This window comes from Magnetococcales bacterium, assembly GCA_015231175.1.
Taxonomy (GTDB): Bacteria; Pseudomonadota; Magnetococcia; order Magnetococcales; family DC0425bin3; genus HA3dbin3.
Genome location: JADGBZ010000027.1, coordinates 24,233 through 34,416 on the forward strand (window position 1 = coordinate 24,233; position 10,184 = coordinate 34,416).

Annotated in this window: 10 protein-coding genes; all 10 read left to right on the forward strand. The window is 57.3% G+C overall.

Translation table 11 applies throughout. From position 1 onward, the window contains the following. The first annotated feature begins 2 nt into the window (after nt 1–2). Nucleotides 3–1,037: an NADH-quinone oxidoreductase subunit NuoH gene (nuoH, locus tag HQL63_07835; GenBank protein MBF0176740.1), complete on the forward strand. Its 1,035-nt coding sequence runs from the start codon at nt 3–5 to the stop codon at nt 1,035–1,037. Nucleotides 1,038–1,045: 8 nt separating this feature from the next. Beyond that, nucleotides 1,046–1,546 carry an NADH-quinone oxidoreductase subunit NuoI gene (nuoI, locus tag HQL63_07840; GenBank protein MBF0176741.1) on the forward strand — a complete coding sequence of 167 codons (501 nt, stop codon included), beginning with the start codon at nt 1,046–1,048 and terminating at the stop codon, nt 1,544–1,546. A gap of 15 nt (nt 1,547–1,561) precedes the next feature. Then, entirely contained in the window at nt 1,562–2,155 is a 594-nt protein-coding gene (locus tag HQL63_07845; GenBank protein MBF0176742.1) for an NADH-quinone oxidoreductase subunit J, read from the forward strand. Between the two features lie 2 nt (nt 2,156–2,157). Next, the gene (gene nuoK, locus HQL63_07850; GenBank protein MBF0176743.1) at nt 2,158–2,463 is read left to right on the forward strand and encodes an NADH-quinone oxidoreductase subunit NuoK; all 306 of its coding nucleotides are present in this window, start codon (nt 2,158–2,160) and stop codon (nt 2,461–2,463) included. A gap of 52 nt (nt 2,464–2,515) precedes the next feature. Next, nucleotides 2,516–4,426, forward strand: a complete 1,911-nt coding sequence (gene nuoL, locus HQL63_07855) for an NADH-quinone oxidoreductase subunit L (protein MBF0176744.1) — start codon at nt 2,516–2,518, stop codon at nt 4,424–4,426. Nucleotides 4,427–4,489: 63 nt separating this feature from the next. Then, the gene (locus HQL63_07860; protein ID MBF0176745.1) at nt 4,490–5,977 is read left to right on the forward strand and encodes an NADH-quinone oxidoreductase subunit M; all 1,488 of its coding nucleotides are present in this window, start codon (nt 4,490–4,492) and stop codon (nt 5,975–5,977) included. A gap of 91 nt (nt 5,978–6,068) precedes the next feature. Beyond that, nucleotides 6,069–7,520 (forward strand): NADH-quinone oxidoreductase subunit NuoN, encoded by a 1,452-nt coding sequence (nuoN, locus tag HQL63_07865; GenBank protein ID MBF0176746.1) that lies wholly within the window; start codon nt 6,069–6,071, stop codon nt 7,518–7,520. Between the two features lie 33 nt (nt 7,521–7,553). Beyond that, nucleotides 7,554–7,811 carry a hypothetical protein gene (locus HQL63_07870; protein ID MBF0176747.1) on the forward strand — a complete coding sequence of 86 codons (258 nt, stop codon included), beginning with the start codon at nt 7,554–7,556 and terminating at the stop codon, nt 7,809–7,811. Between the two features lie 14 nt (nt 7,812–7,825). After that, nucleotides 7,826–8,983 carry an SAM-dependent methyltransferase gene (locus HQL63_07875; protein ID MBF0176748.1) on the forward strand — a complete coding sequence of 386 codons (1,158 nt, stop codon included), beginning with the start codon at nt 7,826–7,828 and terminating at the stop codon, nt 8,981–8,983. A 242-nt stretch (nt 8,984–9,225) separates the two neighbouring features. Further along, nucleotides 9,226–10,038: an enoyl-ACP reductase gene (locus HQL63_07880; protein ID MBF0176749.1), complete on the forward strand. Its 813-nt coding sequence runs from the start codon at nt 9,226–9,228 to the stop codon at nt 10,036–10,038. The last annotated feature ends 146 nt before the right edge of the window (nt 10,039–10,184 follow it).

Sequence of the window (10,184 nt, forward strand, 5' to 3'; positions counted from 1 at the left end):
GCATGGCTGGATTTTTGGAGTGGATACAATTAAACGGACAGGATCTGTTCGGCGTGGTCTGGCCGCTGGTGTGGACAGTGATCAAGATTGCCGTTCTGCTGGCCCCCCTGATGTTTTGTGTGACCTACCTCACCTGGGCGGAGCGGCGGATCATCGGCGCCATGCAGGTGCGTCCCGGGCCCAATCGGGTGGGCATTTTCGGCCTGCTGCAACCGTTGGCCGATGCTGTCAAGTTGTTCGTCAAGGAGACCCTGATTCCGACCGGTGCCGATGTGCCGGTGTTTTTGCTGGCGCCGTTGATCACGCTTGGCATGGCTCTGGTGGCCTGGGCGGTGGTGCCGTTTTCGGCGGAGTTGATCCTGGTGGATGTCAATGTGGGCATCCTCTACGTCCTGGCCATCTCCTCCCTGGGTGTGTATGGCGTTTTGATGTCGGGTTGGTCCTCCAACTCCCGGTACGCATTCCTGGGCTCCATGCGCGCCGCGGCGCAGATGGTCTCCTATGAAGTTTCCCTGGGGTTCACGATCATTCCGGTGGTCATGCTGGCCGGCAGCCTCAGCCTCAAGGATATCGTCGCTTCACAAGGCGATGTATGGAACGTGATCCCCCTTCTGCCGCTGTTCGTCATTTATTTCATATCGGCTGTGGCGGAAACGAACCGGGCGCCGTTCGACATGGTGGAGGCGGAAGCGGAGTTGGTGTCGGGCTTTGCCACCGACTATTCGGCCATGTCCTACGGGATGTTTTTTCTCGGCGAATATGCCAACATGATCCTGGTCTCCACGCTCGGCGCCCTGATGTTTCTCGGAGGGTGGCTCCCACCCCTGGGCATGCTGGGATTCATTCCCGGCATTGTCTGGCTGATGATCAAGATTGGTCTGCTGTTGTTCGTGTTTCTCTGGATCCGGGCGACGTTTCCCCGTTACCGTTATGACCAATTGATGCGCCTGGGGTGGAAGGTGTTCCTGCCGGTCTCCCTGTTCTGGGTGTTTCTGACGGGGTTGGTTTTGCATCTCACCGGGCAGATTCCAGGATGAGGACGACCATGGGCCTGAATGTGAACGTGAAAGAGTTTTTGGCAAGCTTTGCCCTCCTGGAGCTTTTCTCCGGCATGAGCGTGACCTTGAAGCACATGTTCAAGCCCAGGATCACCGTGCAATATCCGGAGGAGAAGACCCCGCTCTCGCCCCGTTTTCGGGGTGAGCATGTGTTGCGGCGGCACGAGGATGGCGCGGAGCGCTGCGTTGCCTGCAAGTTGTGTGAAGCCGTCTGTCCGGCGCAGGCGATCTATATCGAAATCGATCCCGCCTCGTCGGCGGCGAAGCGGCTCACGCGGACTTATGACATCGACATGGCCAAGTGCATTTTTTGCGGCTTTTGCCAGGAGGCCTGCCCAGTCGATGCCATTGTCCTGGGACCGAATTTTGAATATGGTGCAGAGACGCGGCAAGGGATGATATATCGCAAGGAAAAGTTGCTTGCCAATGGAGAGTTTTGGAAACGGCAGGTCGATGACAACCTCAGGATTAATGCCAGGTATCGCTAGCGGGGTGGAGGGTCCATGTCTTCGGTGGCGGATTTTGTTTTTTATTTTTTTGCGGCCATCCTGATCGTCGCGGCGATACGGGTTGTCACGGTGCGCCATCCGGTGCATGCGGCCTTGTTTCTGGTGTTGACCTTTTTTTCGGCAGCCGGGATTTTCGTGCTGTTGCGGGCCGAGTTTTTGGCGGCGGTGCTGGTGATGGTCTACATGGGGGCGGTGGCGGTCCTTTTCCTCTTTGTGGTGATGATGCTGGATGTGGACTTTGCCGCCTTGCGTCGGGGGGCGTTGGAGCATTTGCCCCTGGGCCTGACGGTTGGAGCGGTCATCCTGGTGGAACTTGTGGCCGCGCTGCTCTCCTACCATGTTACGGTTACGCCGCCCGAAGGGGATGGGGTGCCCAATACCTTGGCCATGGGACGCCTGCTCTACACCCGGTATCTTTTTCCGTTCGAGGTGGCATCGCTCGTACTTTTGATGGCCATGGTGGGGGCTATTGGGTTGACTTTGCGCCACCGAACGGTGGTGCGGAAACAGTGCATCTCCCAGCAGGTGGCGCGCAAGCGGGAGGATGCCGTCGTCCTCAAAAAGGTATCCCCCGGGGAAGGAGCGTAACCATGGTCGGCCTGAACCACTACCTGATCCTGGGCGCCGTCCTCTTCATGATTGGCTTGTTCGGAATCTTCTTGAATCGCAAAAATGTCATCATCATCCTCATGAGCGTTGAATTGATTTTGTTGGCGATCAACATCAACTTTGTGGCCTTCTCCCGATTTTTGGGAGATGGGACCGGGCAGGTGTTCGCCTTTTTTGTCATGACGGTGGCTGCCGCCGAGGCCGCCATTGGCCTGGCGCTTCTGGTCGCCTTTTTCCGCACCCGGGCCACCATCGATGTGGAAAAAATTGACTCCCTGAAGGGGTGATGACCTTGGATCGAGTGAGACTTCTCAAGTGGACGAGACCGGCACCATGAGCATGAACATTTGGATCCTTCTTTCACCCCTCGTGGGCGCCTTGATTGCCGGATTGCTGGGGCACCGGATCGGCAAACGCATGAGTCAGCAGGTGACCATTCTTGGGGTTGGCGTGGCCTTGGTTCTTTCCATCGCGGCGTTTTTTCGCGTTGCCGTCGAGGATGGTGCGATCGAGCATACGCAGATTGCCTCCTGGATTGTCTCCGGAAGCTTCGAGGTCAGCTTTGCCCTGCTGATCGACCGGCTGACTGCGGTCATGTTGATCGTGGTGACGGGTGTCTCCTGCATGGTCCACATCTACTCGGTCGGCTACATGGATGAAGATCCGGACCACTCCCGGTTTTTCAGCTATCTCTCCCTGTTCACCTTTGCCATGCTCATGCTGGTGACTGGAGACAATTTTCTCCAGCTCTTTTTCGGTTGGGAAGGGGTCGGGTTGGCCTCCTACCTCCTGATCGGTTTCTGGTTCAAGAAGGAGTCGGCCTGCGATGCCGCCATCAAGGCATTCCTGGTCAATCGGGTGGGTGATTTCGGGTTTGCCCTGGGCATCTTTACCATCTACATGGTGTTTGGCTCGCTGGATTACCAGAAGGTGTTTCACATGGCCACCACCGGGCAGTTTGTCCAGACGGTCGATTTTTTGTTCTGGGGCCCTGTGGACACCATGACCCTCATTTGTCTGCTGCTCTTTGTCGGAGCCATGGGAAAATCGGCCCAACTGGGATTGCACACCTGGTTGCCGGATGCCATGGAAGGCCCCACGCCTGTGTCGGCCCTGATCCACGCCGCCACCATGGTGACGGCTGGGGTGTTCATGGTGTGTCGCGCTTCGCCGCTGTTTGAACTGTCAGAGACCGCCCTGAGTGTCGTCACCGTGGTGGGGGCGGCAACGGCCTTTTTTGCTGCCAGTGTTGGATTGGTCCAGAACGATATCAAACGGGTTGTGGCCTACTCCACCTGCTCGCAGTTGGGTTACATGTTTTTCGCTGCCGGCGTTTCGGCCTACGCGGCATCCATGTTTCACCTGATGACTCATGCCTTTTTCAAGGCCCTGCTCTTTTTGGGCAGCGGTGCCGTCATCAGCGCCATGCATCATGAACAGGACATGCGTCTGATGGGGGGGCTGAAGAGCAAAATTCCTCTCACCTACGCCTTGATGATGGTCGGTACATTGGCTTTGACCGGTTTTCCGTTTTTTGCGGGCTTCTACTCCAAGGATGTGATCCTCGAATCCGCCTATGCCGCCCACTCCTGGACGGGCTCACTGGCTTGGTTGATGGGGATTGCGGCTGCGGCCATGACGACCTTCTATTCGTTTCGTTTGCTTTTCATGACATTTCACGGTCAACCGGCTGATCATCATGCCTGGGAACATGCCCATGATCCTTCCTGGAGCATGCGCGGGCCTTTGCTGGTCCTGGCTGTAGGGGCGGTCTTTGCCGGCTGGATTGGTTACCCGATGGTGGAAGAGGGGTGGTTCAAGGAGGCGGTGTTTCTGGCTCCCGGCCATCGCGCCCTGGCCCATGCCCATCATGTCGGAGCAGTGATCAAGTGGTTGCCGTTCGGCATGTTTTTGCTGGGCCTTGGTCTGGCCTGGAAGATGTATGTGCAGCAACCGGAGATACCGGTGCGTTTGGCGGCGGAGTGGCGGAAGCTTCACCACTTTTTGTTGAACGCCTGGTATTTTGACCGACTTTATGACCGCCTGTTTGTACAGCCGGCGCGCTTGATCGGCGAAGGGTTGTGGCGGACAGGGGATGAGACCATCATCGATGGCTATGGCGTCAATGGCCTTGCGGCCCAGGTGGAACGCCTGGCGAACCGGATGCGCCAGTGGCAAACGGGGTATCTTTACCACTATGCCTTTGCCATGTTGGTCGGAGTTGTGGTTCTGGTGACCTGGTATGTGTGATCCGGTGTTGCGGCGATGCGCCGGTTGGTGAAATGCGGGAGACGAGAGCGGGGATAGCGGTATATGTTGAGTCTGGTGACCTTTCTTCCCCTGGCGGGTGCCGTGGCCATTCTGCTGGTGATCCGGAGCGATGCCTCGGCGCGGCTCACGGCGTTGGGCCTCTCGCTGGTGACATTCCTGTTGAGCCTGCGGCTCTACGCTGACTTTGACACCACCACGGCAGCGTTTCAGTTTCTTGAAGAGTATGCCTGGTTGCCCGGCCTCGGGATCACCTATCGCATGGGTGTGGATGGGATCAGTCTGCCTCTGGTTCTGCTCACCACGCTGTTGACCCCCATCTGTATTCTGGCCTCCTGGGAGTCGGTCAAGGTGCGGGTCCGGGAGTACATGATCGCCTTTCTGGCCCTGGAGAGTTTTGTCGTGGGTGTGTTTTGCGCCCTTGATTTTATGCTCTTCTACATTCTGTGGGAGGCGATGCTGATCCCCATGTTTTTGATCATCGGCGTGTGGGGGGGGCCGCGCCGGGTTTATGCAGCACTGAAATTTTTTCTCTATACCCTGGCCGGTTCGGTCGTCATGTTGATCTGTGTGCTGGTCCTGACCAACAAAGGGAACACCTTCAGCATCCCGGAACTGATGAAACTGCACCTGCCGCCAGGTTTGCAGATGTGGCTCTTCCTGGGATTTTTGGTCTCTTTTGCCGTCAAGGTGCCGATGTGGCCGGTGCATACCTGGTTGCCGGATGCCCATGTGGAGGCGCCCACAGCCGGATCGGTGATCCTGGCAGGAATCTTATTGAAAATGGGTGCTTATGGGTTCTTGCGCTTTTCTCTGCCCATGCTGCCGGACGCTTCTCTCTATTTTGCCCCCCTGATTTATGGCCTCTCGCTGGTGGCGGTGGTTTATACCGCCCTGGTGGCCCTGGTGCAGACCGATTTGAAAAAGCTGATTGCCTACTCGTCCGTTTCGCACATGGGGTTCGTGACCTTGGGGCTGTTTGCTTTCAATCAACTGGGCATCGAGGGGAGCATCCTCCAAATGGTCAGTCATGGTTTGGTTTCCGGTGCGCTCTTCCTTCTGGTTGGCGTGATATACGACCGGTTGCACACCCGAGACATTGCACGGTTTGGCGGGCTGGCGTTGCGGATGCCGGTTTATGCCACCTTGTTCATGATTTTCACCATGGCCTCGGTGGGGCTGCCGGGGACCAGCGGTTTTGTCGGGGAGTTTCTCATCCTGCTGGGGTTGTTTGCCACCAGCAAGGGCGTGACGGTGGTGGCCGCGACCGGCCTGGTGCTGGGGGCTGCCTATATGCTTTGGATGTTTAAAAAGGTGGTGTTCGGCGAAATACGCCATGACGATGTACGCACCCTCACCGATCTGACCCCCCGGGAGTTGGCCTTGTTTGTGCCCCTGGTCGTCCTGGTATTCTGGATCGGCTTCAGCCCGGATCCATTCCTGAAGGTCATGCATGTTTCTGTGGATAATTTGTTGACGCAACTGGCCGCCGGCAAAACAATAGGGGTGCATACGACCTTGGCCATGCATTGATGCGACCCTGACTCCGGACCTGGTCAGGCCCGGAGCCAGACAATCCGCCACACGCGGGATTTCCCTGGACTGAATTGGAGACGTTGAACCCATGTCCTTACCCATGCCGGAGATCAACCTGATCCCAATGTTGCCGGAGATCGTCATTGCCCTTGCGGCGCTGGGCCTGCTGTTGGTGGGGGCTTGGCAGGAGAAGCACGGGGGCGGCAGTCTGGTCGGATTCGGGACCGTGCTGGCCATCCTTTTGGCCGCCCTCCTGACCTATGGTAGCGGGGATGATCGGATCACCGAGACGTTTGGCGGCATGTTCGTAGCGGATCCGTTTGCCAGCTTCATGAAAATGCTGATGTACGCTGGAGCGATCCTGCCCATCCTGATGTCATGGGATGCCCTGCAACGCATGGACATGCTCAACGGTGAGTATTTTGTGCTCAACCTTTTTGCCCTGCTGGGCGGCATGATCATGGCTTCCAGCGGAGACTTTTTGACCCTCTATATGGGTTTGGAGATGATGTCCCTCTCCATCTACGTTCTGGCTGGGTATCGCCGGGACAATGCCCTGGCCAACGAGGCCGGTTTGAAATATTTCATTCTGGGATCGATGGCTTCGGGGCTCTTCTTATATGGTGTCAGCCTGATCTATGGCGCCACGGGGGGCATCACTTTCTCCGGCATTCAGGAAGCCATGTTGGCGGGTGGGAGTGCCCATATGGGTACGCGGTTGGGTGTCATTCTGGTCATCTCCGGGTTGGCATTCAAAGTGGCTGCGGCGCCGTTCCACATGTGGTCACCGGATGTTTATGAAGGTTCTCCCACGCCGGTCACGGCTTTCATGTCCGCACTGCCCAAGATAGCCGGCTTTGCCGCAATCTATCGGGTGTTGCCCGGCGCCTTCGCTTCGATGCACGGGCAATGGGGAGCTGTGTTGCAATTTCTCAGCATCATATCCCTGGCCGTCGGCGCCTTTGCCGCCATACCGCAGACCAACATCAAACGCATGTTGGCCTACTCTTCCATCGGCCATGTGGGATATGCCCTGATCGGTTTGGTGCCGGGAACGTCGCTTGGCTATCGCAGCATCCTGATCTATCTGGCCATTTACCTGTTCATGAACATGGGCGCCTTCGCTGTGGTTCTCGTGTTGGCGAGGGACGACGTGGGCGAATCCATCCAGGATTATCGTGGCCTGGCCCATAAAAGGCCCCTTCTCGCTGCTGTCATGGCCATTTTCATGTTCTCCATGGCGGGGATTCCGCCCCTGGCAGGCTTTATCGGCAAGCTGCACATTTTCATGGCTGCGGTGAATGGCGGCCATGTCGGCTTGGCTCTGGCGGGCGTGTTGTTCTCGGCTGTGGCTGCGTTCTACTACCTGCGCGTCGTCAAGGTGATGTATTTTGAACAGCCGGAGCGGGGTTTTCAGATGCGGGTGGGTGGGTTCAGCGGTGCGGTTCTGGCCCTCAGCACCTTCCTGGTCCTGTTTTGGGGCGTGCAACCGGGACGCTTGTTGGCCTGGGCAGAGGCTTCGGTCACATCGTTTATGTAGGCTGGGGCGGTAAGCTGTATGATGGGTGACGCCATGCTTCCCATTGCGCAGAGCATGCTGAATGTAAAATTTCCCAAAAAACACAATCTTGAAGAGTTGGCCAAGATCATCAGGGAGAGTGGAGCCATGATCCCGGAAGAGTTTGAACCTCTGCTGGGCTATTCTGAATGTGCTTCCACCTTTCGTTATGACCCATACCCGGAGTCTCAGCCTGAACCTGAACGAGACCATGCTGTCATCTTGTCGGGTCATCTTTTGCGGCATGTGGAGAGCCTGCTGGCCAAAAGTTGAAGACATTTTCCTCCATGCAACACATTCTTTTCCAGGCCGCATCCGAAGTCGGAGGTGTGCTGCCCCTTGAGCGTTTCATGGAATTGGCCCTGTACCATCCAGAGCGGGGCTATTATATGCAGCGACGGGCTCGTGTTGGTCGCTCGGGGGACTTTGTCACCTCGCCGGAGATTACCTCCCTTTTTGGGGAGATGTTGGCGGTGCAATGGGTTGAAGTGTGGGAACGACTGGGACGGCCCGAGAGGTTCGATCTGGTGGAGTTGGGTGCAGGGTCGGGACAGTTGGCAGCGGATCTGTTGACGACAGCCCGGAATTTTCCAAAGTTTGCGCACGCACTGCACTATACGATTGTGGAAAACAGTCCAGATTTTCGCGCACGCCAGCAGAGAAGGTTGGCTGAGGCGTGTGCGGTGGGTTTCCGGGTGACATGGCATCCGGATTTGATCGCTCTGACCACCAGCCTGGGGGAGCAGGTGGTAGGGGGCGTGCTCTCCAATGAATTTTTTGACGCCTTACCGGTCCATGGGGTGGAAATGACCGAAAGTGGGTTGCGCGAACGGGGTGCAACCTGGGATGGTGAACGCTGGCAGGCGGTTTCCATGCCGTTGTCGGACGGGGTGGCAGCGGAGTACTTTGCCCGGCGCGGGATCACCCTGGCGACTGGCTATCAAACCGAATTAGGTCGGCAAGGGTGGGAGTGGATGCACCGTTTGGGGACGATTTTGCGGCGCGGTGTCATAGTGACGATCGATTATGGCTATCCAGAGCGTGAATACTACCACCCGGTTCACCATGCGGGTCACTTGGTGGGGCATCGGCAGCATGTGAGAGTGGATGACCCCCTTGCCAGCCCTGGTGAGATGGACCTGACGGCCCATGTCGATTTTTCAGCTTTAGCCAAGAGTGGTGAGCGAGCAGGGTTGAAAACCCTGGGATTTACGACGCAAGGGTGGTTTCTGTTGGGGTTGGGTATTTTGGCGCGGTTGGAAAAATTGTTGACCCACGACAGAATGACGCCAGAAGGAAGAGAACAACTCCAGCGGGCGGTGCAGCGCTTGATCATGCCTGATGCGATGGGGGAGCGGTTCAAGGTCTTGGCACAGGGGAGAGGTCTGGATTCCGATACGGTTCTTGCCGGTTTTGGGTTGAATGATCAACGAAGGCGTTTGTAGAATGCCCGGTTGAGCTTTTTCGTCATGATTCAGCACCAGGCCACACCCTTGCCCACGCGCGGGGTGCAGGGGGCTGGTTCCCTGGCAAGGAGTTGGCCAGAGTCCCGGTGGGGTGCGGGGCGCAGCTCTAACAAAGGCTTCCTTGTCCAAATTATCCAAGCTTTTCAAGCTTTTCCTGACGGGGTGCTGAATCATCACGCTTGGTCAATGGTCAGGGGTAAACAGATAGAGATGAGGTTGGCATGGGCATTCTTGCAGGAAAACGAGGCTTGATTTTCGGAGTGGCCAATGAGCGGAGCATTGCCTGGGGGATAGCCCAGGCCTGTCATCGGGAAGGGGCCATCCAGGGTTTTACCTATTTGGGAAGTGCCCTGGAAAAACGTGTACGTCCCCTCGCCGAGGGGTTGGGATCCCGTTTTGTGGTCCCCTGCAATGTGACAGCCGAAGAGGATATGGCAGCCGTCTTTTCACGGGCGCAAGAGGAGTGGGGTGGGGTGGATTATATTGTTCACTCGGTCGCCTTTGCGCGCAAGGAAGAGTTGAAAGGTCATTTTTATCAGACCACCCCGGAAGGGTTTCGCGTCGCCATGGAGACGTCGGTATATTCCCTGGTCAGCATGTGCCGTCACGCGGCGCCCTTGATGACCTCCGGGGGTAGTGTGCTGACACTCTCCTACCTGGGCGCCGAGCGGGTGGTCCCACATTACAATGTGATGGGCGTTGCCAAGGCCGCTTTGGAGGCCAGCGTGCGCTATCTGGCCGTGGATCTGGGACCACGCCAGATACGGGTCAACGCCATTTCGGCTGGTCCCATCAAGACTTTGGCCGCTTCGGGTATCGGGGATTTCAAGGAGATCCTGAATTGGAACCGGGACAACGCCCCCATGCGGCGTAATGTGGATATTGCCGAGGTGGCTGAAGCGGCAGTATTCCTGCTCTCCTCCATGGGGCGTGGTGTGACCGGAGAGGTGTTGCATGTGGATGCCGGATACCATGTGGTGGGGATGCGGGCCGAGGATATTCCCGATGATGGGCTCCCTGCCCCTGCCGCTTGAGAGCCAAGTGCAACCTAGTGGCTCAACCATGTTGATTTGATGTGCAGGCAAGCCATGAATCGGGGTCCAGGGGGCTGGCTCCCTGGCTTTGTCCAGGGCAGCGCCCTGGTGGGGTTCGGGGCGAAGCCCTGACAAAGGCTTTCATT